The sequence below is a fragment of the Haloarcula halophila genome, from assembly GCF_029278565.1.
GTDB lineage: Archaea > Halobacteriota > Halobacteria > Halobacteriales > Haloarculaceae > Haloarcula > Haloarcula halophila.
The window spans coordinates 740800-764463 of sequence record NZ_CP119559.1 but is presented as its reverse complement, the minus strand read 5'-3'; the positions used below and the strand labels follow the sequence as shown (position 1 = coordinate 764463).

Genomic DNA, 23664 nt, shown 5'->3' with positions numbered 1-23664 from the left:
CGACCCCGCGGCTCATCTCTAGACGAATTACTGTTCGACAGTAGTCGAACGCTATTACGTCGTCAGCCGGCTCGAACGCGCCGAAACGTCCAGCAGAATCGATACGAACTATATACCAAATGTAGGATATGTCGCTCCTTAGTTGGAACGCGAAAGCCGGTAAATACGGGATCTTAGGGGCTAATAAGGCTGGTATATCCGTGTCGGTGGTTGTTCATAAGAATGCGAACATAATCCTGGGAAAGAGTTTAGTTGTCGTCAGTTGAACGTCGAACTGAGAGCTATGACCGACGACACACACCTCCGGGCGGAACTGTATCTCCGCGGCGATACGTACGGTACGTTCGACGCGCAACAGCAGGTCCTGAACCGTGTCAAGCGACTCGAAGCCAACGGGGTCTTCAGCGAGTCGATGCTCGCCGGCGAATGGCAACGTATCCGGACGATGGCCGAGGACAAGCGGTCCGGTGCGCTGGCGACCTACGAGGAGTTCCGCGACTGGGCCGACCGGAACAGTCATTCACTGGAGCCGGCCTTCGAGCGCCGGACCCGCAGTTACGTCGGTCTCGACCGGGTCGAGGACGTGGTCGTTTTCCCCGTCGTCTCCCTCGCGATGTACGACGGAAGCCAGCTACAGGGTGTGTTCCCGTGTACCGACGAGGACAGGACCTACACTGTCGGTGACGCACTGGAGGCCTTCGAACGCGGTGACGCCGACTGGTTGGCACAGTTCGATTCGGTGACGGTGGGCCGGACCCACCCGTGGCTCGAACCGGGCGTCGATGTGACGCCCTAGCCGCGCAACGCTTCGACCGGTTCCTCGCTGGCTGCTTTCCAGGCCGGATAGAGCCCGCTGAGGATGCTCGTCACCACGCCGAAGGAGAACGCTGCACCGACGTACCAGGCGTTAGCTACCCTGAACACTGCCGTCGCGTCGCCGACGGTGTAGTGGTTGATCGCCAGCCCGGCCCCGATACTCAACACCACGCCGATGAGGCCGCCGACGATCCCGAGCAACGCTGCTTCCATCAACATGACCTTCAACACGTCACGCTTCTGGTAGCCGACCGCGCGGAGGACACCGATCTCCTCGCGGCGCTCGACGGTCGACATCAACATCACGTTCAGGATAGAGATCCCGGCGACCAGTAGCGATATCGAGGCGATACCGACCAGGATGGTGTTGATGATCTGGAACGTCTGCCGGATCTGATCGACCAGCGACCCCAGTTCGCTCACCTCGACACGTTGCTCCCGGTCGTTGAGTGCGTCCCGAATGCGCATCGCCGTCGCGTTGGCCTCGGCACCCGACGGAGCGGTGATATAGACCTGTGAGTAGCCCGGCTCGTCGATCTGGCTCGCCGGGACGATGACCCGGTTCGAGGGATTGAGTTGGGAGAACGACTCGCCGTCCTCCAGAACCGCTCGGACCCGGAGGGAGGTCCCGTTGACGGTGATCGTACTTCCGCTGTCGATGTCGTACTCCTCGGCGACCGAGCTGCCTATGAGGGCACCTGACCGGTACGGCTCCGGGACCCGCCCGTCGCTCGCGGTGTACACCTCTGCCGGGTTCTCGATGCCGTATATGAACTCCTGTGAGGATCGCCCCCGTGTAAACTGTACCTCGACGATGTCGGTTCTGACCGGCGTGACGGTCGTTCGGGCACCGACGACACGCTGGATGTCCCGGATGTCCCGGTCGTTCAGGTATTCGACACCCTCGTTGGCGTTGGGTGAGACCGTCACCTGGTTCCCGATATCGCCGAGGTTCTGGGTGATCGAGTACCGCAGCGAGACGCCGAACATCCCCAGTGAGGCGATCGCGACGACGCCGATTACGATCCCCAGTGCCGCAAGCAGCGACCGCATCTTCGTCCGCGTGAGGTTCCGGCGTGCCATCAGGGCGGCGGGGAACCGCCGGTAGATCGGTTCAAGCATCGATTTCCTCCCGACCGATGGTTCCATCGACGAGGTGGACCGTTCGGTCGACGTACTGGTTGACCAGTTCGTCGTGTGTGACGGCGACGATGGCGACGTCTTCGTCGTCGGCGATCCGCCTGAACTCGTCGAGGATCTGCCGGCCGGTCTTCCGGTCGAGGTTCCCCGTCGGTTCGTCCGCGAGGACGATCCGCGGGTCGTTGATCAGCGACCGGGCGATGGCGACGCGTTGTTTCTGGCCACCGGAGAGTTCGTCCGGTCGGTGATCGAGCCGATCGCCCAGTCCCATCCGTTCGAGCAGGTCGATGGCTCGCCGACGTGTTCCCGGGTTCCGATCGAACAGTTGCGGAACCTCGACGTTCTCGACGGCGTTCAGTGTCGGCAGCAGGTAGAAGTGTTGGAAGACGAACCCGATCTTCCGTTTCCGGAGTGTGGTCCGCTTTCGGTCACCGAGGTTCGTCACGTCGTTCCCGTCCAACAGGACCTTCCCCTCCGTGGGTGTCGAGAGGAGACCGAGGATGTTCAACAGCGTCGTCTTGCCACTCCCGCTTGGACCCATGATCGAGACGAACTCGCCGGAGTCGAGCGTGAAGTCGATGCCGCCGAGCGCCTCCAGCACTTGGCCACCGGTCCGATACCGCTTGACGAGCCCCTGTGCGTCGATGACGTTCATATCTCCTCGTCGCCGCGGCGGTACCACCTGACGAGGACGACGACGATGACGAGCGCGGCCACTGCGCCGACCCCGATGACCGGGAGGAGGCCGCCGAAGATCCCGCCACCGCCGCCGTTGTTCGCGTTCTGGTTCGGTCGCACCGGCACCGCTGGCTCGGCCGCCGTGACGTCGACCTGGAAGCGCTGTGTCTCCCGCTCGTCGTCGACGAGATAGCTCACTTCGATCGGGACCGACGAGACGTTCCCGGTGGTCCGTGCGTAGAGATCGAAGGAGACGAAGTCACTGGAGGGGACCGTCCCGACGAAGTACTCCTTGTTCGGGAACGCGGGCGTGACCCGCTCCGTATCGACGACCGAGACGAGGACGCTGCTTGCCTCGGTCGTCCCGAGGTTGCTCGCGCTCCCCGAGATCTGGAGCCGCCCGCCCTCGCGGACGACGTCGAGGCCGGTCAGCGTGATCGCTCCCGGCGCGGAACGGAGTTCGGTCGCCGTGGTCGCGGTCCGCTGGCGCGTTCCGATCTCGTACTCCGCGGTCACGTCGACGTTCGCCATCGGCTCCGAGAGGGTGGCGTTGAGTCGGACCGACTCCGACGTTCCCGCGGGGATGTCCTGGACGATCGCACGCCGGAACGTCGCGTTGTCCGAGGTGGCGGTGACGACGACGCTCTCGACGGGGGTGTTGCCCTGATTGATCACGTCGACCGACAGCGCGCGGTCCTCGCCGCTTCCGACCGCCGAGGCGTCCAACGAGACCCCTTCACGCAACTCGTCGGGGCGGATCGTCTTCGACCGGGTCACCGTCCGTTCGGTGTCCCCGTTGATCGTGTAGTGGAGCGTCGCAGTCACGGGCTGTGTCCCGGCACGTTCCGGCCGGAAGCTGAAGGAGGCGGTTTCGACCTCGTTGCTCCCGATCGAGGCGAAGACGGTCCGGTCGTTGAGCATCTCGACGGTCCGTCCGTCGACCACCAGTTCGACGTTCGCGATCGGTGTATTCAATCCGTTAGCGATGGTGACTGTCCCGTTGGATTCGACGCCGACGACGGACTCGTTGGCCCTGATATCCAACTGGGGATGGCGCTCGCGGACGTCGACTGTCACGGGGTATCGAAGCTGGACTGCTTCACCCGTTTTGGTGTTGACGCCGTAGACGAACACACGGAGGTCACGCTCCCCCTCGTCGTCGAACGTGTATGTCAGTGGGATATCGAGCTCCGTGCCCGGTGAGATCGTCCCCACACTGTCGATCCGCTTGAGCTCGTTGATGCCGTATCCAGTCCCTCGAAGCACGACCGATCGGATCTCCAGCGAGCTGTTACTGCTCGCCAGGTTCCTGATCGTCGGCGTGATCGTCACTGTCTCATCCGGAGCGGGAGAGTCCGGCGAGATCGTCACTTCCGCGACGGAGGCGTTGACGCCGTTGGCCGTTACTGCTATCGGGAGCGTCCCCATCACTACCAGCAGTCCGACCAGGAAGGCGGTCAGTCGACGCATCCGACACCTCCCTTCGTCACGCTTCGTTGGAGGCGCAATTCGACACCGGGGACAGGGACCACTGTCATAGTCGCCCCTGCGGCTACACGTCGTATAAAATTTGGCTCTTTCGGGAGCGAACGATACCGCCGAATCAGGTCGGGAGTGCGTCGATCAACCGTTCGAACTGCTCGCGGTATTTGGCCTCGGCACGGGCCGTCGCCAGGCCGGATTCGTCGGCGAAGACGGCCTCAAATCCGGCCATCCGCCAGAGCAGCGTCGAGAGCTGGTACAGCGGCCGGCGCTCCTCGTAGCCGTCCGCGAAGTCCATCGGCCGGAACTCCCTGTAACCGGTGTGGAACCGCTGACGTAGCGTCTCCTTGATCTGTGGATCGTCGAACGACGAGTCGATGAAGAGAAACTCCGTCTGTGCGAGGTTGTACTCGGGGAGCGCGGCCAGGACGTCCTGCCAGTCCAGCACCGCCGTGATCGGTCGTTCGGTGCCGCGCTCGAACAGGAGGTTCGCCGGCCGGAAGTCGTCGTGGACCAGCCGCGGGACCCCGTCTTCGGGGACGATATCCAACGCCGGTTCGATCCGGTCCCGGGCACGGGTCGCCAGTCCCTCGAAGGGCGTCCCGTCGAGCCGGGTGAGGTGTGCTCGGGTGAGCTGTTCGAAGTAGTCCCGCCAGCTTCCCATCCAGTCCCGGACGATGATCCGGTCGTTGTGCAGGTCGAGACGACCGAACGCTTCGAATCCGATCTCGGAGTGCATATCCCCCAGCACCCGCCCGGCCTGTGTCATCACACGTTGGCGCTCGTCCTGTGTGAGTTGGCCGAACTCGGTCGCGAGGTTGTGTCCGTGAACTCGCTCGGTGACAAAATACGGCGGGACGTCGACCGTCGGCTCCTGTTTGAAGACGAGAATCCGTGGCACCGGGATGTCGGTCCGGTCGGCGACGTATTCGTGGAGTCGGGGTTCGACTTCGAAGGGGACGTTACCCTCGGGTTTGAACTTCACAACCACCTCGTACTCTTCGCCGCCGTGGGCCATCGTCACGATGTAGACATCGCTCTGATGACCGCCACCAGGCGTCTCAAAGGTGAACCCGTCGTGGTCGGGACCGGACTCCCGAAGGACCGCTGCGATATCTGCTTCCGGCGTCGACACTACGACCCGGTATGGGGGTGGGGCAAATAAAGCTGTCAGTCATAGCCCCAACACGACGCCGATAGGAGAGACAGTGATTTGCCGGCCCGGTCCCCATGTGATCGTATGCCAGAACTCGTGTTGGTCGCGGGCGTCGCCCGGACTGGGGCTATCGGCGACGGCGAGACGATCCCGTGGCACTACGAGCAGGACGAGCGCCAGTACAAGACCCGCGTCGCCGGGCACCCGGTGATCGTCGGGCGTCGCACCTGGGCGAGCATGACGGACGTCGAGGGGACACATCCCGTCGTCGTCACGAGCACGCCCGGGGAGTACGACGCAGTTGAGACGACGTTCGTCTCCTCCGTGCCCGACGCGATCGACGCGGTCGACGAGCGTAGCGAGAGGGGCTATGTCATCGGCGGCCAGTCGATCTACTCGATGTTCCTTCCCTACGCCGACCGGGCACTCGTCTCCGAACTCCCGGAGTACGAGACCGGTGCGGCGGTGTTTCCGTATCTGGGAACCGACTGGAGCGTCACCGACCGCGAGCGCTACGACGAGTTCACCGTCGTGGCGTACACGAACGAGGACCCACAGCCACCGTCGACCGCCCGACGGTAGCGACGCGAGCCGCCGCAACCGCCAACGCTTACCCTGCGCAGTCCTACCGATCGATCATGCGCACGGTAGACGCGGCGGGACTGGCGATCGGCGACGAGCAGCCACCGCGCATCATGGGTGTGCTGAACGTCAGCAAGGAATCCCCGTACGATCCCTCCGTCTACGACGAGCCCGACGAGGCGGCCGCTTACGTCGACGAGGAACTGATCGGGGAGGGCGCCCACATCGTCGACGTGGGCTTGGAGTCGGCGAACAAGCGCCTCGACGTTCTCTCGGCCGAGCAGGAACTCGACCGGCTCGATACGGCGATCGAGACGCTCCAGTCGGTCGGCGGTGACGCGGTTTTCTCCATCGAAACCCGGTACGCCGAGGTCGCCGAGGCGGCACTGGACGCCGGCTTCGACATGGTCAACGACATCTGTGGGTTCGCCGATCCGGAGATGCCCGAGGTCTGCCGGGAGTACGACGTCGCGGTCGGCAAGATGGCGAGTCCGCCGGACCTGGAACGACCCGGCGCTGTCGACGATGTCGACTGGGCGACTGCTCGCTCACCTGACTGGGTCCAGCAGGCCGACTACGTCGACCGGGTCTACGAGGCACTCAAACAGCACGGGATGACGGACAAGACCATCGTCGACCCCGCCTTCGGCGGGTGGAGCGAGCGCAAGACCCTCGAAGACGACCGGGCGACGTTTCGTCGGCTGCGGGAGTTCCGCGGGTTCGGCCAGCCGATCCTCGTCTCGATCAACCGGAAGAACTTCCTCCGATCGCTGGCGGACCGCTCGACCGAGGCGGCACTGCCGGTGAGTCTCGCGGCGACCTCGATGGCGATCGAACGGGGGGCACACGTCGTCCGGACTCACGACGTCGCCGAGACGCTGGACGCCGCGAAGATCGGCGGTGCGTTCGCCGAACGCGGTCGGACGATCGAGGGTGATGTGACCGTCAGCGAACTCGACGTTCGAAGCGCCGGCGACGTCGCCCGGCACCTCGAGCGGATCGGGGCTAGCGAGGGGAAGGGGGAGCCGTTCGTCGGCCGTGTCTTCGAACTCTCGGGGCTCGATCCGTCCGGGGTCGACGAGTTGGTGACGGCGGCCGCCGACACGGGTGTCGTGGTCCGCGGGGGCTCGGACGGCGCGCTCGTCGGTGGCTCGCTCGCCGAACTCTCCGCGCTGGCAGGTGCCCTCGAAGGCACGTCCGCTGGGGCCGCACTCACACGAGCGATCGAGGGGTAAGATGGACTACTCACAAGAGCGGATCACGACGCTGCACGACCTGACCGATCCTCTCCCCGACGCACCCGTCGCCGACAGCGCCGTCGTCGTCCCCATCGCCGGCGAATCCATCGCGGCCGTTACGCCCGAGCACGTTTTCGAGTCGCTGGAGACGGTCGGCCCGGGTGAGATCGTCGTCCCACTTCGAGCACCAGCCGAGGTCGCCGAGGGGTTCCGGGAGTGGGTCGCCGACTACGCCGTCGACGTGACGACGCTGTGGTGTGATGCGCCGGCGCTGGAGACGCGACTCGAACGGCACGGGATCGGCGGCCAGCGCGGGAAAGGACGGGACGTCTGGCTCGGCCTGGGCGTCGCCGCCGACCGAGCCGACTACGTGGTGGTCCACGACGCCGACGCCCGCACCTACTCTCCGGCGGTGGTCAAGCGTCTCCTCGCGCCCCTCGCGATGGAGTACGACTTCGTCAAGGGCTACTACGCCCGCGTCGAGGACGGACGCCTCTACGGGCGGCTGGTTCGGCTGTTCATCGCACCGTTGTTGCGAACACTGGAGGATCGACACGACGCCGGGATCGTGCGCTATCTCTCGGCCTTTCGCTACCCGCTTGCCGGGGAGTTCGCCTTTAGCGCCGACGTTGCCCGTCGGCTTCGGGCACAGCGTGCTTGGGGCCTGGAGATCGGGCTGCTCGGGGAGACCTTCGACGCTGTCGGCACCGACCGCTCCGCACAGGCGGACCTCGGCGTCCACCGCCACGATCACAAACCGGTCGGCGGCCGGGGCGGGCTCTCCGGGATGGCCGATCAGGTCGGACAGGCGCTGTTTCGGGCCATCGAGGACGGCGGGATCGACCCGGAGTACGGGACGCTGCCCGACGCCTACCGGGACGCGGCGAGCCGGCTAGTGTCACAGTACGCGGCCGATGCGGCGTTCAACGGGCTGGAGTACGACCGGTCCGCGGAGCGCGAACAGGTCGAGGAGTACGTCTCCGGTGTCCGGCCCCCGGGTCCCGACACCCGCCTTCCGGCCTGGGACGAAACCGACCTCTCATCCCGTGTCGTCCTCGACGCTGGTCGGGTCGAGCACTCGCTGCCGAGCGATTCACGGACCGATTGACGGGGCTCACCCATCGATGGGTTCGATATCGTCACGCCGACCGTCCAGCACCGCAAACCGTTCGTCACGGCGTCGTTCGAGCCAGTGGAGGAGCCGCTCGGCCCACCGCAATTTCTCCCGTTTCTCCCGGTCGACATCGGGATCGTCGAAGTCCCAGCCGACGAAAACCAGTTCGGCCGCACCGAAGTGATCCGCGAGAAACGCCGCGCGGTCCCCGTCGGTGAACCCGCCGAAGTTCATCACGGGAGGCGTCGGTTCGGCCTGCGTCGTCGGGACGACGGCGGAGAGTTCGAGCGACGGGACGTGACGCTCGACGGCCGGGACGTTGTCGCCGTGGGCGTGGACGGCGACGGGGGTACCGGATTCGCTCAACGCCCGGGTCGTCTCGGGGGTCTTGTCCAGGTCGGTCACCTGACAGTCGACGCCGACACCGACCGCTTCCAGCCGATCGGCCGCCGTCGAAGCGGCGAACACCAGACCCGCCGCCGCGGCCCGGTCGGCCTCGGCTTCCAGTGACGGACCCGCACCGGCGATCGCGACGGTCGCACCGTTTCCGGCCAGGTCAGTCGGGTCGTACGTCTCGGCGGTACCGACCAGTTCGGCGAGTCTGTCCCGTGCCCGTTCGTCGCCGTCACGGCCGTAGCCGAACTCCTCTAGCAGTGCGGCGTAGACCGGTTCCCACGTGTTGTAGTCCATAGCTATCGCTGTCCCGTCAGTTCCGAGATAAAGCGGATTTAGCCGAAATGGCACGTCCGTGTACCCCTACCCGGGTGCCCTTTCGGCTTTCACCCTCTCGTTCTGACGCATCCGGTATAAGTTTTCTCTTACCCACCACTTTGTCACGGACCGAGCAGACGTGTGTCTGACGGTGTTACGGGTTCACAGGGGAATCTGTGCTGTTCGACCCGGCCGACCGACCAGTTGTCTGACGCGGGCGCACCCGACACGACGCCACACCGCGCTCTTTTAGTCTCGGAGCCGACTACGGCGCGATATGAAGGTCAACATCGGGCTTCGAGGGTGGCGGTTCGACGACGATATCCTCGACGAGAACGGCCGCATCCGGCCGCTCGGGACGCTAGACCCGGAGACACGACAGCGTCTGCTGATCCTCGCGCGGCGGGTCGTCGACCCCTGTGACGCCTGCCGGATGGTCGAAGGCGCCGCGACGGAGGCGTGTAACGTCGCGGAAGTCATCTACGGCGAACCGAACGGGGAGGTGGTTCTCTGTTCGGCCCACGAACCCGATTTCATCTACTGGTTCCGTGAACTCGGCGGCGAGGAATACGCCGGAGAGACGGAGATGCGCCGGGCCTTCCACGAGTGGTTCGTCGAGGGCGGTCGTGCGCCCGACGACTACGAGGGGCTCGAACACGTCGACGAGGACCCGACTGCCGTTCCCGACGCACCACCGCGATCGGAGGCGATCCCCGGCATCGAGGAGGAACTGGACCAGGTCGACGAGGACGACCTCGACTCGATCGACATCGACCTGGACGATCTGGACGTATGATCGCCGTCGCCGTCGTCGACGCCGAGACGCCGGGTAACGTCGGCACCATCGCCCGGTCGATGAAGAACTTCGGCCTCTCGGAGTTGTTGCTCGTCGACCCGCCGGAGTTGGACCCCGACGGGGAGGCCTACGGGTTCGCTGGGCAAGCACGCGAGGACATCCTTCCGGCGGCCCGGACCGTCTCCTTCGATCATCTCGTCGAGCATTACCACACCGTCGCCTGTACAGCCGTCCCGAACGAGGACGCGAACAACCACGTCCGGTATCCCGCGGTGACCCCCAGCGACCTGGCGGCGTCGCTCCAGGATGTCGACGGTGACGTCTGTGTCGTCTTCGGCCGCGAGCGGGTCGGCCTCTACAACGACGAACTGGCCCGCTGTGACGAGATCTGTTCGATCCCCGCGAGCGCCGACTATCCGGTGTTGAACCTCGGCCAGGCCGCGACGATCGTCCTCTACGAGCTTCGGGAACTGACCGTCGAGCGCAACCAACACCCCGACTCGCTGCATACGACTGCGGAGGCTGCAGCCGTCGAGGGGCTTCACGACGAGTTCGGACGGTTCCTGGACGCTATCGAGCATACCGAGGAAAAACAGGCGAAGACACGCCGGATGTTCCGTCGGCTGCTCGGCCGCGCTCGGCCGACCGGACGGGAGACCCGCACGATGCGCGGACTGCTCCGGCAAGCCAGACAGCGGATCGAACGTGGTTCCGATTGAGACACTCGATACGCCGTGGAGAGTCGGGACGACGAGTATCCGGACGTTCAGCGGAACTCAGACCCGTTGCTGGATCTCCTGGCGCAACACGTCGCTGACCGTGTCCCCGTCGGCCTTCCCACGGAGCGCGCCCATACACTCGCCCATGAGCGCCGAGAACGCGCCCATCCCCTCGGCCTCGATCTGGTCGCCGTTCCGTTCGACGACTTCGACGACAGCTTCGCGGACCTCGTCCTCGCTGACACCACCGAGGTCCTCCTGCTCGACGGCCGCTTCGGCGGTCAGATCGGGGTTCTCCGCCAGTGCGGTCAGCAGGTCCTCGATCCCCTCGCGGGGAACGTCCCCGCCGTCGACCAACAGTAACGTCGCCCGCAGGTGCTCGTCGGTCAGGTTCCCGACGGGCACGTCGTCACGGCGCAGTTCAGTCAGCGTCGACTCCAGCACCCCGGCCGCGAGCGTCGGATCGACGCCCTCGTCGACGACGGCCTCGAACAGCGGCCAGCGCTGGCCGTAGGCGACCTGTTCGGCCAGTCCGGCGTCGAGTCCGTGGTCGGCCTCGTAGCGCTGGACTTTCTCGGTCAGCAGTTCCGGCGTCTCGACGTCGGTCACGTCGGGTTCGACGGGGGGAACGTCGGTCTCCGGGTACATCCGCGCCGCGCCCGGGAGCGGACGGAGGTACCGGGAGGTGGCGTCGTCGTTGGCGTCACGGGTCTCCTCGGGGACCCCCTCCATCGCCGTCTCGGCGCGCTCTGCGACGGCGTCGATGGCGAGGTCGGCGGTCTCCGGATCGTCGGCGACGATGGCGACGGCGTCCTCCGGGTCGGCACCGACGGCCTCCCGGAGGGATTCGACCTCGGCCTCGGTGACGCCGTAGGCCGGCAGTTCGTCGGTGTGGAAGATGCCGCCGGCGCCGTGGCGTTTCGCGTGGTCCGAGAACTCTGTGCCGAGCCGTCGGTCGGGCTGGATCTCCCGGCCGACCAGGCCGTCGAACCCCGAGAGCAGGACCGCCGTCACCGCGCCGCCGTCGTCCAGCGCACCGCGGACGACGCCGGAGTCGGTGTCCTCGAAGACCTCGGTTACGTCTTCGGGGTCCCCGACTGCCGCGCCGCGTTCGTCGAGTTCGTCGGCGATATCCAGCAGTTCGACCTGCCGGCGGACCTCGTTGCGGACGATGTCGTCGATGTCGTCGAGGCTCTGGACGCCTTTCAGTTCGATACGAGCGCCCTCGGCGATGGAGACGTTGACGTCCTGGCGGATGGTCCCCAGCCCCCGCTTGACCTGGCCGGTCGAGCGTAGCAACATCCCGATCCGCTCGGCGGCCTCGCGGGCCTGCTCGGGCGAGCGGATGTCCGGTTTCGTCCCGATCTCGACCAGCGGGATGCCGAGCCGATCCAGCGAGAATCGGACCCCCTCCTCGGTTTCCTCGATCCGCTGGCAGGACTCCTCTTCCAGAAGCATGTCTTCGATGCCGACATCCCCCTCGCTGGTCTCGATCGTGCCGTCGTTGGCGACCAGCATCGACCGCTGGAACCCGGTGGTGTTGGAGCCGTCGACGACGATCTTGCGCATGACGTGGACCTGGTCGACGACGTTCATCTCCAGTAGCTGTGCGATCTCCAGCGTCGTCTCCATGGCTTCACGGTCGACCCGGTGTGGCGGTTCGTCGTCCTCCTCGACGAGGCAGGTCGAGTCGTAGGCCAGATACTCGAACTCGCGGTCGACCATGCTCTCTTCGAGGGCCGCCTCGTCGATCTCGCCGAGTTCGCTCTTCGTCGGGTGGAGGTAGCGGCTGAACTGCCGGTCGGACTCCTCGGGCTCGCGGATCCGGGTCGGACAGTTACAGAACAGCTTCGTGGCCGTATCGAGCTGCTGGTGGATCTCCAGCCCCGCGACCAGGCCGAGCGCCTCGTAGTCGTAGTCCTCGGTCATTGGAGTCCAGTCCGTGACCGGGGGCAAAAAAACGCACCCTTCGACGGTCGCGACCGGGGGCTTTTGTCCGCCCAGGCCGACGTTGTCGTGTGCGCTGGCCGCTCTTGACCGTCGTCTGTCTCTCGTTGCTGGCCGGGTGTGGCGGCATCACCGGTCTCGGTGTGAGCGACGCCCCGGAGACGACGCCCGCGCCTGTCCCGGCCGCCACAGAGCAGGCCACGACGCCCAGTGCCCCGCCGGGACTCGACGATTCCGGGCTCGACGGCGTCAGTGTCCTCTCGAACGGCCACGAGCGGGCGCTGGAAAACCGGTCCTACACGTTTGTCGAACGGTACACGATGACGACGATCCGCGACACCGGCCGACTCAGCGTCTCGCGCAACGAGACGACCTACGTCGAGGACGGGCGCAACTACCGCCACGACCTCGAACGGAGGCGTCTCCTCCCGAACCGGACCGTCGAGCGCTACGAGCAATCGATGTACGGCGACGGCGGAACCTGGTTCGAACGCCGCGACGACGGGACCGTGACCTACTACCGGGGTGAGCTGCGGTTCTACCGGGACGAGTTCGCCGGCGAGGCCGCGTTCTACGTCGACCAGTACGTCAGCGCGACCCGGAGTTGGACCCGACGAGTCCGACGGAACGGGTCGCTGTACTACCGCGTCACCGGCGTCGGCGGGACCCCACCCGGAATAAGCCAGGCGGAGTCGTACCGGTTCAGCCTGCTGGTCGCTCCCGACGGCTTGGTCAGGGAACTCCGCGTCCGCTACACGACGACGATCGGGTCACAGCGAGAAACGGTCGGCTACCAGTTCTGGTACGAGGATGTCGGCTCGACCACCGTTCCGGCCCCCTCCTGGCTCGACGAGGCCCGACACCAGGCCCGCAATCGATCGACCGGGTCGGGGACCTGACGGTCGAACTACCCGGGCCGCCTACTCGTCGCCGAGGATACCGCGCTCGGTCATCTTCGCTGGGTCGAGCACGTCGTCGACCTCGTCCTCGTCCAGATACCCCTCCTCCAAGACGACCTCTCGGATCGTCTTGTCTTCAGCGAGGGCCTTCTTCGCGACCTTGCTGGCCTTGTCGTAGCCGATCGCGGGGTTGAGCGCGGTCGCCAGCGCCATCGACTGTTCGACCCGTTCCGCGCAGTGGTCGGCGTCGGCCTCCAGTTTGGCGACGAACTTCTCGGCGAAGATCTCGCTCCCGTTTGCGATCAGCCGGGCCGACTGCAGGAAGTTCGAGGCCAGGACGGGCTTGTAGAGGTTGAGGTCGATCTGGCCCTCGGCGGCGCCGGCCGAGACCGCGGCGTCGTTCCCGACGACCTGCTTGTGGACCTGGTTGACCGCTTCGGCGACGACGGGGTTGATCTTGCCGGGCATGATCGAGGAGCCGGGCTGGTTCTCGGGCTGGTCGATCTCGCCCAGGCCGTTCCGTGGTCCCGAGGCCAGCAGCCGGAGGTCGTTCGCGATCTTGTTCAGCGAACCCGCGACCGTCCGGAGCGCGCCGTGGGCCTCCGACATCGCGTCGTGGGCGGCCTGTGCCTCGAAGTGGTTGTCCGCTTCGTGGAACTTGAGGTTGGTCTCCTCGCTGATGTACTCGGCCGCCAACCCGGGGAAATCGGGATGGGTGTTGAGGCCGGTCCCGACCGCGGTGCCGCCGAGCGCGAGTTCGGAGAGGCGACTGCGGGTGTCCTGGATCCGCGAGATCCCCTTCTCGACCTGGGTGCGGTAGCCAGAGAACTCCTGGCCGAGCGTGATCGGGGTCGCGTCCTGCAGATGCGTCCGCCCCGTCTTGACGACGTGTTCGAACTCGGACTCCTTCGCTTCCAGTGCGTCTCGAAGGCTCTTCAGTCCCGGAAGCACGTCCTTCTCGACGGCCTCCAGTGCGGCGACGTGCATCGCCGTCGGGATGACGTCGTTGCTCGACTGACCGAAGTTGACGTGGTCGTTGGGGTGGATCTCGCGGGTCCCGATCTCGCCGCCGTACAGCTCCGTCGCGCGGTTCGAGATGACCTCGTTGGCGTTCATGTTCGAGGACGTTCCGGAGCCGGTCTGGAACACGTCGACGGGGAACTGGTCGTCGTGGTCACCGGCGATCACTTCGTCGGCCGCCTCGACGATGCAGTCGGCTTTGTCCTCGGGGATCAGCTCCAGGTCGCGGTTCGCCTGTGCGGCGGCCTTCTTGACCACGCCCAGCGCCCGGACGAACCGCCGGCCGAACGTCGTCTGGCTGATCGGGAAGTTCTCGACCGCGCGCTGTGTCTGTGCGCCCCAGTAGGCGTCCGCCGGGACCTCCATCTCACCGAGACTGTCCTGTTCGGTCCTGAAATCGTCGCTCATACGCCTAGGCGGTCCGCGCCCCCGGTCGTAAAAGCCTCCGGTAGCCGTCGATCGATCCGGCGTGAGTAGCTGGGAGCTGGTCCACACGGACGCTGTTTCGGCCGGCTGCTCCGTCACGGAGTCCACCCGCCGAGGTCCTGCCGGCGAAATCGGGCGGTTCGCCGGCCCGAACGGGCTCCCAACCGGTAGTGTTTGTTTATATACGCCCTCCCGATGACGATAACGATTTATCCACACAAACTGCCGTATTCGTGCTCGACAGCCGTTCTACGGCCGATAGACGTGCATGAATATTCGGAAGCATTAAGTGACACGTCTATCCAGCTAGGGTGAGTTCGACTCCACGGTGACGACCATGACCGACGCTCCGTCTTCGTGCCTGTCTCCGGCCTCGCCAGTCCTCCTGTCGAGGCAACCGGGCAGTACCCGACCGGAGCGCGTGATGGGACCGACGGACTTGGCAGAACTCACGATCGCACCCTGGTGGACTGACGGCGATGGCAACGGTGCGGTCACGCCCGAACCTGGCAACGACCGGGCAGTTCACGCACGTCTCGCAGGCCGCCCGAATACGGTCGGCGGGTCGTTCGACGGGACAGCGGGCACGAGATCGGCCACGGATGGCAACGGGGACTGTGTGGCCGTCTGCGCTGTTTCCCACACCTGCTCCGCTCCGCCGACGCCGGATACACCGGCTTCCGGAGCGTTGCCTGTTGGGGCGGGCGAGTCGAGACGTGCGGCGAGACACGACTGACACAACCAAACCATGCGCGAGATACTCAGCAGACTCACAAGCGCCGGAGAGCGGCTCCGGTCGGTGGTACAGGGCGACGAATCGAACGGCAAACAGGTGGCGACCGACGGTGGGAAAACGGCGACACAACAGGGACAGGACATGCTGCGCAACCGGCTGCCCGTCCAGTGGGAACTCATCGAGTCGTCCCCCTTCTGGCTCCCGCCGCTCTTTCTAGCCGGACTGTTCGTCTACGGTGCGATCTTCTGGAACCTCATCATCTCGCTGACCGAATGGGGTGGACTGGGGGACGCGGACTACTCCCAGCTCGATTTCAGCATGTACTCGCGGATGGCGAGCGATCCGACGTTCTGGCAAGCGACCCAGAACACGCTGGTGTTGCTCGTCGTCTTCACGGTGCTCTGTCTGGTCTTGGGACTGCTCATCGCGATCCTCATCGACCAGAACATCCGGTTCGAGAACACGTTCCGGACGATCTATCTCCTGCCGATGAGCCTCTCCTTTGTCGTCACGGCGACGCTGTGGGCGTGGATGTTCAACGCATCCAACGGGGTTCTCAACACGTTCCTCAGGGCACTGAACCTCGAAGGGTTAGTCATCTCACTGTTGAAACCGGCGGCGGTCCAGGCGACGACGATCCAGTGGCTCTCCTGGTCGACGACGGCGCTGGGCGCGGTGATCTTCGCACTGCTGTGGCAGTTCAGCGGTTACGCGATGGTCGTCTTCCTCGCGGGCCTCCGTGCGATCCCGGACGAACACTACGAGGCCGCACGCGTCGACGGTGCGTCGACGGTCCGGATGTACATGCGGGTCATCATCCCGCAACTGCGTGCACCGGCGGTCTCGGCGTCGGTCGTGCTGATGGTGTTCGCATTGAAGGCGTTCGACTTCATCTACGCACTGCGCGGTGACCAGCCAGGGGCGAACATCGACATCCTGGCGACGATGATGTACCGCGAGGCGTTCACGGGCGGCAACGAGTGGGCCTACGGGTCCGCGATCGCGATCGTCCTGTTCGTCCTCGCATTGCTGGTGATCGCACCGTACCTCTACAGCGAGTACCAGCGGGGTGAACTATGAGTACACAGGACGCAAGCCCGCTCGATTCGATACAGGAGTATCTGAGCAGACGCACCGCGCTGTACGCCGTCCTGCTGACCGGCGTCGTCTTCTACCTCGTTCCGGTCGAGGCCGCGGTGATGACGATGTTCAAAACCGACGCGTTCGTCAACACCGAGCCGTACCTTCCACCGGCCCCGAGCCAGTTCTCGCTGGACTCGACGATGACCGCGATCGACACCATCGCGCCCGGGATCTGGAACTCGATCCTGATGGCCGTTCCGGCGACGGTGCTGTCGGCCGTGTTCGGGAGCCTCGCGGCTTACGGCTTGACGACCATCGACTGGAAGGGTCAGGTCGGCGTCGTCGTCCTGATCATCGCCGGGATCTTCATCCCGTACCAGGCCGTCCTGGTGCCGATCAGCACGTTCTGGTACCAGGTCGTCCCGAACCTCGCAGAGGGAATCGTCGGGGTTGTCCTGAGCGAATGGGAGTACCCGGTCGGCAACGGTGGATTACAGCTGATCCAGTTGACGATCACACACGTCGCGTACGGGATTCCGATCTGTACGCTGCTGTTCCGTGGCTACTACCAGGCCATCTCCGACGAGATGATCGAGGCCGCGCGCCTCGACGGCGCGAGCGCGTTCAGCATCTACAAGAACATCATCTTCCCGCTGTCGTACCCGATGTTCGCGGTGACGCTCATCTACCAGTTCACCCAGGTCTACAACGACCTGCTGTTCGCGCTCGTGTTGCTGAACGATCCGAACACCCAGGTCGCGACGCAGCGACTCGTTCGGCTGACCGGCGGTGTCCAGCAGGACTTCACGCTCACGATGGCCGGGGCGATCGTCGCGGCGTTCCCGACGCTGGTCGTGTACATCTTCTTCGGTGATCGGTTCGCGAAAGGTGTCGCATCATAGGAGGTCCAACTAATGTCACATCTCACACTCGACGACGTAACGAAGATCTTCCACGACGACGACGAAGGCGAGATCGTCGCGGTCGACGACGTCTCGATCGACATCGAGGACGGCGAGTTCGTCTGTGTCGTCGGCCCGTCCGGTTGCGGGAAATCGACGACACTCCGGATGATCGCCGGCCTGGAGGACATCACCTCCGGCGAGATCAGTCTCCAGGGCAAGATTATCAACGACCTGCCCCCGGCGCGGCGCGGTGTCGCCATGGTGTTCCAGTCCTACGCGTTGTACCCGCACATGACCGTCCGGGAGAACATGGCCTTCGGGCTGGAGCAGTCGACGGATCTCTCCGACGGGGAGATCGACGACCGGGTTACCGAGGCGACCGACATCCTCGGAATCCACGATCTCATCGACCGGAAGCCAAACGAACTCTCGGGCGGCCAGCAACAGCGTGTCGCGCTGGGTCGGGCGATCGTCCGCGATCCGGAGGTGTTCCTGATGGACGAACCCCTGGCGAACTTAGACGCGAAGCTCCGGGCGGAGATGCGGACCGAACTCCAGCACCTCCAGGAGGAACTGGACGTCACGACCGTCTACGTGACCCACGACCAGACGGAGGCGATGACGATGTCCGACCGGATCGCGATCCTCAACGACGGGAAACTCCAGCAGTGTGCGACCCCGCTGGAGTGTTACCACGAGCCCGGCAACCTCTTCGTCGCGGGCTTCATCGGCGAGCCCTCGATGAACTTCTTCGACGCCGAGCGCCAGGGCTCGACGCTGGTCGCCGACCGGTTCGAGTACGAACTGAGCGAGCAGACGGTCGATACCTTGCCCGACACGACGTCCCTGACGCTGGGAATACGCCCCGAAGACGTCGAGATCGTCGACACGAAACTCGACGACCACGACTACGACGCCGTCGTCGACGTCGTCGAACCACGCGGGAACGAGAACACGGTTCACCTGTCCTTCGAGGAGGGCCAGGTGGACACGTTCACCGCCACCATCGACGGGATGCACCAGGTCGAGTGGGGCGAAGACGTCACTGTTCGGTTCCCCGAGGAGGCGATTCACCTCTTCGATACCGTCACCGGTGAGGCAGTCAAAAACCGGGACCTCAGCTCCGTCGAGAAGATCGAGTCGGCGGTCTGAGGCGCTATCACGGCTGATATTTCCGTCCGCATTCTTTTCACCGCCGATACGATAGCACGCGTGAGCGAAACGAATGACACAGCAAGAGACGGTACTCGTGGTCGGTGGGGTCGACCCGACAGCCTACGGATTCGACCCGTCGACGTGTCGTCTCCGCAGCGTCGACGGTCCGGAGGCGGCACTCGACGCCGTCGAGAACGGCACCGTCGACCGGCTGCTCGTTCCCTACGAAACGGGCTCGGTCTCGGGAGCCGAACTCGCGGCCGTCGCCGCCCGGCGGGCCGGCGTCGGGAGCATCGTCGTCGGGAGCGACGTTCCGGACCACGTCACGGCGGTCCCGGGGGTCGAGGCAGTGTCCACGCCGGCCGAGCACAGTCCGGAACGGACCGGTGACCGGGCGACACCGAACGGGCATTCCGACGGCCCGTCTTCTGTCGAGGGGGCGGACGACTCGTTGACAGAGCGACTCCAGACCGTCCTTTCGACGGGCTGTGATCGGCTCGGACTCCCGTCCGGGTACGTCACTAGATGCGTGGACGGGACGGTGGAGGTAGTCGCCGCTGTCGGGGAACACGACTTCGGGACCGATCCGGTGGCGGCATCGGAGCTGCCCGGGCCGACAGACGGTGTCGTCGCGAACAGCGACCTCGACGCGAGCGATCGGGAAGGCGGGGTCACTATCGTGGAATCGGAACTCGCCTGTTATATCGGGACGGCGCTCGATGTCGACGACTGGCACGGGGCGCTGTGGTTCGGCGACTCGACGCCACGTGAAGCGGCGTTCGGACAGCGAGACCGACAGTTCGTTCGTCTGGCGGGACGTTGGGTATGCGCCGAGATCAGCCGCCACCGACAGGCTGTCGAACTGCGACGCAGCCAGTCCCTCCTCGACCGTGTCGAGGAACTGGCGGTGGTCGGTGCCTGGGAGTACGACAGTCGCGAGGAGACCATCTCCTGGACCGACGGGACACGCCGGATATACGGCGTCGACGAGTCCTTCGAACCGACGCGTGCGTTCGTCGAGGACGCCTACGACCCGGCGGACAGGGATCGCGTCGTCGGACGGTTCGAACGCGCACTCCGGACCGGCGAGCCGTACGATATCGAGACGCGGATACGGACGGTCGAGGGCGAACGGAAGTGGGTCCGCTTGCGGGGAGCCACAGCCTCTGATCGGTACCTCCGTGGGACGATCCAGGACATCACCGAGCAGAAAACGCGCGAACACGAACTCGAAACCGCCGCACGAGCGATCGCGACCGCGGCCGACGCCATCTACGAACTCGACAGTGAGGGGTACATCGAGATGGTCAACGAAGCGGTCGTCGAGATCACGGGCTACGACCGGGCAGAGCTGCTCGGTGAACACGTCTCGAAGATCCTCCCCGAATCCGACATCGAACGCGCCGAGGAACTGATCGACGAGCAACTGGCCCGTGATTCGCCCGACGTGGTCACGCTGGACGTGCGTGTCCGCCGGGCGGACGGTTCGACGCTGCCGGCACAGAGCCGTATCGCGTTGCTCGTCGAGGACGGCGAGTTACGCGGGACGGTTGGCGTGACCCGGGACATCAGCGCGCAGCGAGCATACGAGCGGACGCTCACCGAACTCCACGACGTGAGTCGTACGCTGTTGTCGGCACAGAGCAATCAGGAGATCAGTCGGACAGTCGCGGACGCCGCCGACGAGATTCTCGACATCGAGGCGGTCGGTATCTATCGGTTCGACGAGGCTGATAACGCCCTTCGCCCCGAGGTGGTTCCCGAGACGGCCCGCGATATCGTCGGTGAGCCGCCGGTGTTCGGGCCGGGTGACGGCCTCGCCTGGGAGGTGTTCGTCCAGGGCGAACCCAGAGTCTACGACGACATCTCCCGGGAGTCGGGCGTCCACAACGAGGCGACCCCGATCCGGTCCGAGTTGCTGTTGCCGATCGGGGAGTACGGTGTCTTGCTCTGTGGATCGACTGCGGTCGCCGTCTACGACGACCGGACGGTCGAACTGGCCGACCTCCTCGTGGCCAACGCCGAAGCGGCCTACGAACGGATGCAACGTGAACACCGGCTCAGGGAGCGTGACCAGGAACTCAGGGAGCAGAACCGACGGCTCCGGCAGGTCGTCGATATCAACGACCGCATCCGACGGATCGGGACCGCCCTCGTCGGGGCGACCAGCTTCGAGGAGGTCTACCGAACCGTCTGTGACGGGCTGGCCGAGAGCGACCGGTTCGACTTCGTCTGGGTGGGCGAGTTCTCGACGATCGATACGGCGGTGACCCCACAGTACCAGGCCGGACCGAAACGCGGCTACCTGGACGTGGTCGGGCTCGACGGAGGAACCGCTCCGGAACCCGCGGTCCGTGCGGCAACCGAGCGCGAGCCGGTCTTTCTCAACCAGGTCGCGGACCACCTCCGGGAGGGGGAGTGGCAACGCGAGGCGCTCTCCCGTGACTACCGGTCGGTCGCCAGCCTGCCCCTGACATACGAGGACGTCCCCTACGGAACGCTCTCGGTGTACTCGAACGAGGTCGACACCTTCGGGGCGGAGACACAGACGGTGCTCACGGAGTTGGCTCGGACCGTCGCGCACACGCTCTCGACGGTCGAGCAACGGCGCGCGCTACTGGACGACCAGGCGGTCGAACTGACACTCGGGCTCGACAGCCAGCCGACGGTCCTCTTTACGCTCGCGGCGGCACTCGGGGGGAGAATGGAATTGAAGCGTCTCCGTCCGACGGCGGACGGAACCGTCCTTTACGGGACAGTGACTGGCGTGACTCCTGACCGGTTCGAGGCGGCCTGTGCGGGGCGACGCGGGATCGACCGGGTACGGGTGGTGGGAGCCGACGGCGATACCCTCCGGGTCGAACTCACGCTCGATGGCCCCTGTATCGGGACACTTGTCGCCGATCACGGCGGTGTCTTCGATACGCTGCGAATTCAGGACGACCACGCCATCCTCTCGGCGACGTTCCCGACCTCGGCGGGAGTCAGCGAGTTCGTCCGGATGTTCACCGACCGGTACCCCAGCGCCGAACTCCTCGCTCGCCGTGAGCGCCAAGAGCAAACGGTCGCTACGGAACCAGTCCTCTCGGAATTGACCGACCGACAGCGGGAGGTGCTCGAAGTCGCCAGACGAGCGGGCTTCTACAGCTGGCCCAGGGAGAGCACCGCCGAGGAGGTAGCGGCGTCGATGGATATCTCGGGACCGACCTTCCTGGAACACCTCCGCCGGGCAGAAGCGAAGATCGTCGACTCGCTGCTGGACCGTCCGGTCCCGTCGGAGGAGCGATAAGCCGTGGCAGTCGGTACGCCGTGCGGTCGTTTTCACCGTTGAGAACCTCACCCCTCGTATGGTAGGCTCCGACGTGTCGTCCCCCTCGATAGCTTGGGACAGCTGATATGGTACCATCTACCAATGTACCCACGTATGTGGTCGCTACTGGCGTCGGCCGTCGATCAACCGCGTTCTGAACAGGAAGATGTCCAGTCGCCTGAACAGACTGGGACCGACGACCGTGACGGCGATGCGGAGGCATTGGTCCGGAGTGTCCTCGACGGACTCACGGATCCGACACTCGTCACCGACGCGAGCGGGACGATAACCCACAGCAACAGGCAGGCACAGTCGCTGTTCGACGTTGCCGAGGCCGACGTTGTCGGTCGCCATCCCGAGGAGTTGTACGACGAGGGAAGCACGGTCGAGGCGATCGTCTCGACGGCGCTCGACGAGGAACGGGACATCCAGGACCGGACTGGAACGCTCGTCGTCGACGGCTCGGAGGTCCCGGTCAGCCAGACGGTGACAGTGCTGTACGACGATGACGGGGACTGTTCGGGGGCTATGTTGGTCGTGACCGATATCACCAAAAAACGCCGCGAACAGCGCCGGAAAGAGCAACTCGAGACGTATCAACAGCAGGTCCTGACGGACCTCCAAGGGAAACTCGAACGCCTCGCCGAGGGGGACCTGACGATCGATCCGACAGTCCCGGACCCCGATGCCGAGTTCGAGGAGATCCGGACCATCCACGAGGAGTTCGAGTCGATGAACAGCAACCTCGGGATGGCGGTCTACAACATCCGCGAGGTCGTCGAGACGCTGACCGACCAGTCAGAGTCCCTGGCATCGACCGGCGAGGAGCTCTCGGCCTCTGCAGAGGAGGTGACCGCCTCCATCCAGCAGATCGACGCGTCGTCGAGCGAACTCAGCGAGGGGGCTGAGGACCTGGCCGACCAGACTCAGCGGGCAAACGAGCACGTGGACGACCTCTCGGCCTCAATCGAGGAGATCACCGCCTCCACCCAGCAGATCGACGCCCGGGCTTCCGAGGCCGAGGAACTGGCCGGGGACGGTGTCGAAGAGGTCGAGACCGCCGTCGGGCAGATCCGCAACGCCACGGACGCGACCTCGGAGGTCACTACCGAGATCGACTCCCTGGAGACCAAGATGGACGAGGTCGGGGAGATCGTCGAGATGATCGCCGATATCGCCGAGCAGACGAACATGCTGGCGCTGAACGCCAACATCGAGGCCGCACGCGCCGGCGAGGCGGGCAGCGGGTTCGCGGTCGTCGCCGACGAGGTCAAGAGCCTCGCCGAGGAGTCCCAGGCGATGGCCGACGACATCGCAAGCATCATCGCCGAGGTCCAGGACCAGACCGACGAGGTCGTCGGTAGTATCCGGGAGGCCAACGCCGAAGTCGAGGACGGCGCCGACGCGGTGGAGACGGTCGGGTCACACCTCCATGAGATCCAGGGTCGCGTCGAGCAGACCAGCGCCGGCGTCGGCGAGATCACGGACGCGGTCGAGAAGCAGGCGGACAACGCCGAGGAGGTCGCGAGCGTCGTCGAGGACAGCTCCGCGCTGGCAGAGGAGATCACCGCCTCCGTCCAGCAGATCTCTGCTGGTCTGGACGAACAGGCAAACGCTACAGACCACATCGCCGATCGCTCACAGCATCTCAACGTGACCAGCGAGGAACTGTTCGAGTTGGTTGATCAGTTCCGTCTGGCGGCCGACGAGGACGCAGAGGTCGACGACATCTGAGCCGTCGGCTCCGCAGC

19 protein-coding genes are annotated in these 23664 nt (G+C 65.3%); 12 read left to right on the top strand and 7 right to left on the bottom strand.

All coding sequences use genetic code 11. The features are described from left to right. Positions 1–283 precede the first annotated feature (283 nt). Complete coding sequence (locus P0204_RS03975) at positions 284–796, top strand: HTH domain-containing protein (protein WP_276221878.1); 513 nt, start codon at positions 284–286, stop codon at positions 794–796. On the opposite strand, the gene P0204_RS03970 is transcribed toward P0204_RS03975, so the two are convergent. The 4 genes from P0204_RS03970 to P0204_RS03955 all read right to left on the bottom strand — a co-directional run bounded on the left by P0204_RS03970 (position 793) and on the right by P0204_RS03955 (position 5251). After that, positions 793–1938 carry an ABC transporter permease gene (locus P0204_RS03970; RefSeq protein ID WP_276221877.1) on the bottom strand — a complete coding sequence of 382 codons (1146 nt, stop codon included), beginning with the start codon at positions 1936–1938 and terminating at the stop codon, positions 793–795. The genes P0204_RS03975 and P0204_RS03970 overlap by 4 nt on opposite strands. After that, positions 1931–2611 (bottom strand): ABC transporter ATP-binding protein, encoded by a 681-nt coding sequence (locus tag P0204_RS03965; protein WP_276221875.1) that lies wholly within the window; start codon positions 2609–2611, stop codon positions 1931–1933. Before P0204_RS03965 ends, P0204_RS03970 begins: the two co-directional genes overlap by 8 nt. Beyond that, positions 2608–4104 carry a COG1361 family protein gene (locus tag P0204_RS03960; RefSeq protein WP_276221873.1) on the bottom strand — a complete coding sequence of 499 codons (1497 nt, stop codon included), beginning with the start codon at positions 4102–4104 and terminating at the stop codon, positions 2608–2610. The genes P0204_RS03965 and P0204_RS03960 overlap by 4 nt, the downstream gene beginning before the upstream one ends. 133 nt (positions 4105–4237) lie before the next feature. After that, the gene (locus tag P0204_RS03955; protein WP_276221872.1) at positions 4238–5251 is read right to left on the bottom strand and encodes a phosphotransferase family protein; all 1014 of its coding nucleotides are present in this window, start codon (positions 5249–5251) and stop codon (positions 4238–4240) included. A 105-nt stretch (positions 5252–5356) separates the two neighbouring features. Between P0204_RS03955 and P0204_RS03950 the strand changes: the two genes are divergently transcribed. From P0204_RS03950 to P0204_RS03940, 3 genes are read left to right on the top strand one after another with little or no spacing between them, the layout of a single operon-like run. Beyond that, positions 5357–5854 carry a dihydrofolate reductase gene (locus P0204_RS03950; protein ID WP_276221871.1) on the top strand — a complete coding sequence of 166 codons (498 nt, stop codon included), beginning with the start codon at positions 5357–5359 and terminating at the stop codon, positions 5852–5854. 56 nt (positions 5855–5910) lie between these two features. Continuing rightward, positions 5911–7089, top strand: coding sequence for a dihydropteroate synthase (folP, locus tag P0204_RS03945; RefSeq protein WP_276221869.1), 1179 nt, complete (start codon positions 5911–5913; stop codon positions 7087–7089). Between the two features lies 1 nt (position 7090). Further along, on the top strand, positions 7091–8200 hold the full coding sequence (locus P0204_RS03940) for a glycosyltransferase family protein (protein ID WP_276221867.1): 1110 nt from the start codon (positions 7091–7093) through the stop codon (positions 8198–8200). A 6-nt stretch (positions 8201–8206) separates the two neighbouring features. Here P0204_RS03940 and P0204_RS03935 read toward each other — a convergent pair whose 3' ends face one another. Further along, the gene (locus P0204_RS03935) at positions 8207–8896 is read right to left on the bottom strand and encodes a 6-hydroxymethylpterin diphosphokinase MptE-like protein (protein WP_276221866.1); all 690 of its coding nucleotides are present in this window, start codon (positions 8894–8896) and stop codon (positions 8207–8209) included. A 298-nt stretch (positions 8897–9194) separates the two neighbouring features. On the opposite strand from P0204_RS03935, the gene P0204_RS03930 reads away from it, so the two are divergent. Together P0204_RS03930 and P0204_RS03925 are read left to right on the top strand one after the other, a co-directional pair. Then, on the top strand, positions 9195–9713 hold the full coding sequence (locus tag P0204_RS03930; protein ID WP_276221864.1) for a DUF8114 family protein: 519 nt from the start codon (positions 9195–9197) through the stop codon (positions 9711–9713). After that, positions 9710–10432, top strand: a complete 723-nt coding sequence (locus P0204_RS03925; RefSeq protein ID WP_276221862.1) for an RNA methyltransferase — start codon at positions 9710–9712, stop codon at positions 10430–10432. The genes P0204_RS03930 and P0204_RS03925 overlap by 4 nt, the downstream gene beginning before the upstream one ends. A gap of 57 nt (positions 10433–10489) precedes the next feature. Here P0204_RS03925 and gatE read toward each other — a convergent pair whose 3' ends face one another. Continuing rightward, positions 10490–12361 (bottom strand): Glu-tRNA(Gln) amidotransferase subunit GatE, encoded by a 1872-nt coding sequence (gene gatE / locus P0204_RS03920; protein ID WP_276221860.1) that lies wholly within the window; start codon positions 12359–12361, stop codon positions 10490–10492. Positions 12362–12450: 89 nt separating this feature from the next. On the opposite strand from gatE, the gene P0204_RS03915 reads away from it, so the two are divergent. Continuing rightward, positions 12451–13278 (top strand): DUF7537 family lipoprotein, encoded by an 828-nt coding sequence (locus P0204_RS03915; RefSeq protein ID WP_276221858.1) that lies wholly within the window; start codon positions 12451–12453, stop codon positions 13276–13278. Between the two features lie 21 nt (positions 13279–13299). On the opposite strand, the gene P0204_RS03910 is transcribed toward P0204_RS03915, so the two are convergent. Further along, complete coding sequence (locus P0204_RS03910) at positions 13300–14706, bottom strand: class II fumarate hydratase (RefSeq protein ID WP_276221856.1); 1407 nt, start codon at positions 14704–14706, stop codon at positions 13300–13302. A 766-nt stretch (positions 14707–15472) separates the two neighbouring features. Between P0204_RS03910 and P0204_RS03905 the strand changes: the two genes are divergently transcribed. From P0204_RS03905 to P0204_RS03885, 5 genes are all read left to right on the top strand, one after another. Continuing rightward, a complete protein-coding gene (locus P0204_RS03905) occupies positions 15473–16540 on the top strand; it encodes a carbohydrate ABC transporter permease (RefSeq protein ID WP_276221855.1) in 1068 nt (355 codons plus the stop codon). Continuing rightward, positions 16537–17445, top strand: coding sequence for a carbohydrate ABC transporter permease (locus P0204_RS03900; protein WP_276221853.1), 909 nt, complete (start codon positions 16537–16539; stop codon positions 17443–17445). Before P0204_RS03905 ends, P0204_RS03900 begins: the two co-directional genes overlap by 4 nt. Before the next feature lie 12 nt (positions 17446–17457). Continuing rightward, entirely contained in the window at positions 17458–18600 is a 1143-nt protein-coding gene (locus P0204_RS03895) for an ABC transporter ATP-binding protein (RefSeq protein WP_276221851.1), read from the top strand. 73 nt (positions 18601–18673) lie between these two features. After that, positions 18674–21892, top strand: a complete 3219-nt coding sequence (locus P0204_RS03890) for a bacterio-opsin activator domain-containing protein (protein ID WP_276221850.1) — start codon at positions 18674–18676, stop codon at positions 21890–21892. Positions 21893–22015: 123 nt separating this feature from the next. After that, complete coding sequence (locus P0204_RS03885) at positions 22016–23647, top strand: methyl-accepting chemotaxis protein (RefSeq protein ID WP_276221848.1); 1632 nt, start codon at positions 22016–22018, stop codon at positions 23645–23647. Positions 23648–23664 lie beyond the last annotated feature (17 nt).

What these genes read in the sequence shown, in the direction of transcription:
- P0204_RS03975 (WP_276221878.1), top strand. Translation starts at nt 284, where the DNA reads ATGACCGACGACACACACCTCCGGGCGGAACTGTATCTCCGCGGCGAT.
- P0204_RS03970 (WP_276221877.1), bottom strand. Translation starts at nt 1,938, where the DNA reads ATGCTTGAACCGATCTACCGGCGGTTCCCCGCCGCCCTGATGGCACGC.
- P0204_RS03965 (WP_276221875.1), bottom strand. Translation starts at nt 2,611, where the DNA reads ATGAACGTCATCGACGCACAGGGGCTCGTCAAGCGGTATCGGACCGGT.
- P0204_RS03960 (WP_276221873.1), bottom strand. Translation starts at nt 4,104, where the DNA reads ATGCGTCGACTGACCGCCTTCCTGGTCGGACTGCTGGTAGTGATGGGG.
- P0204_RS03950 (WP_276221871.1), top strand. Translation starts at nt 5,357, where the DNA reads ATGCCAGAACTCGTGTTGGTCGCGGGCGTCGCCCGGACTGGGGCTATC.
- folP (WP_276221869.1), top strand. Translation starts at nt 5,911, where the DNA reads ATGCGCACGGTAGACGCGGCGGGACTGGCGATCGGCGACGAGCAGCCA.
- P0204_RS03940 (WP_276221867.1), top strand. Translation starts at nt 7,091, where the DNA reads ATGGACTACTCACAAGAGCGGATCACGACGCTGCACGACCTGACCGAT.
- P0204_RS03935 (WP_276221866.1), bottom strand. Translation starts at nt 8,896, where the DNA reads ATGGACTACAACACGTGGGAACCGGTCTACGCCGCACTGCTAGAGGAG.
- P0204_RS03930 (WP_276221864.1), top strand. Translation starts at nt 9,195, where the DNA reads ATGAAGGTCAACATCGGGCTTCGAGGGTGGCGGTTCGACGACGATATC.
- P0204_RS03925 (WP_276221862.1), top strand. Translation starts at nt 9,710, where the DNA reads ATGATCGCCGTCGCCGTCGTCGACGCCGAGACGCCGGGTAACGTCGGC.
- gatE (WP_276221860.1), bottom strand. Translation starts at nt 12,361, where the DNA reads ATGACCGAGGACTACGACTACGAGGCGCTCGGCCTGGTCGCGGGGCTG.
- P0204_RS03910 (WP_276221856.1), bottom strand. Translation starts at nt 14,706, where the DNA reads ATGAGCGACGATTTCAGGACCGAACAGGACAGTCTCGGTGAGATGGAG.
- P0204_RS03905 (WP_276221855.1), top strand. Translation starts at nt 15,473, where the DNA reads ATGCGCGAGATACTCAGCAGACTCACAAGCGCCGGAGAGCGGCTCCGG.
- P0204_RS03900 (WP_276221853.1), top strand. Translation starts at nt 16,537, where the DNA reads ATGAGTACACAGGACGCAAGCCCGCTCGATTCGATACAGGAGTATCTG.
- P0204_RS03895 (WP_276221851.1), top strand. Translation starts at nt 17,458, where the DNA reads ATGTCACATCTCACACTCGACGACGTAACGAAGATCTTCCACGACGAC.
- P0204_RS03890 (WP_276221850.1), top strand. Translation starts at nt 18,674, where the DNA reads ATGACACAGCAAGAGACGGTACTCGTGGTCGGTGGGGTCGACCCGACA.
- P0204_RS03885 (WP_276221848.1), top strand. Translation starts at nt 22,016, where the DNA reads ATGTACCCACGTATGTGGTCGCTACTGGCGTCGGCCGTCGATCAACCG.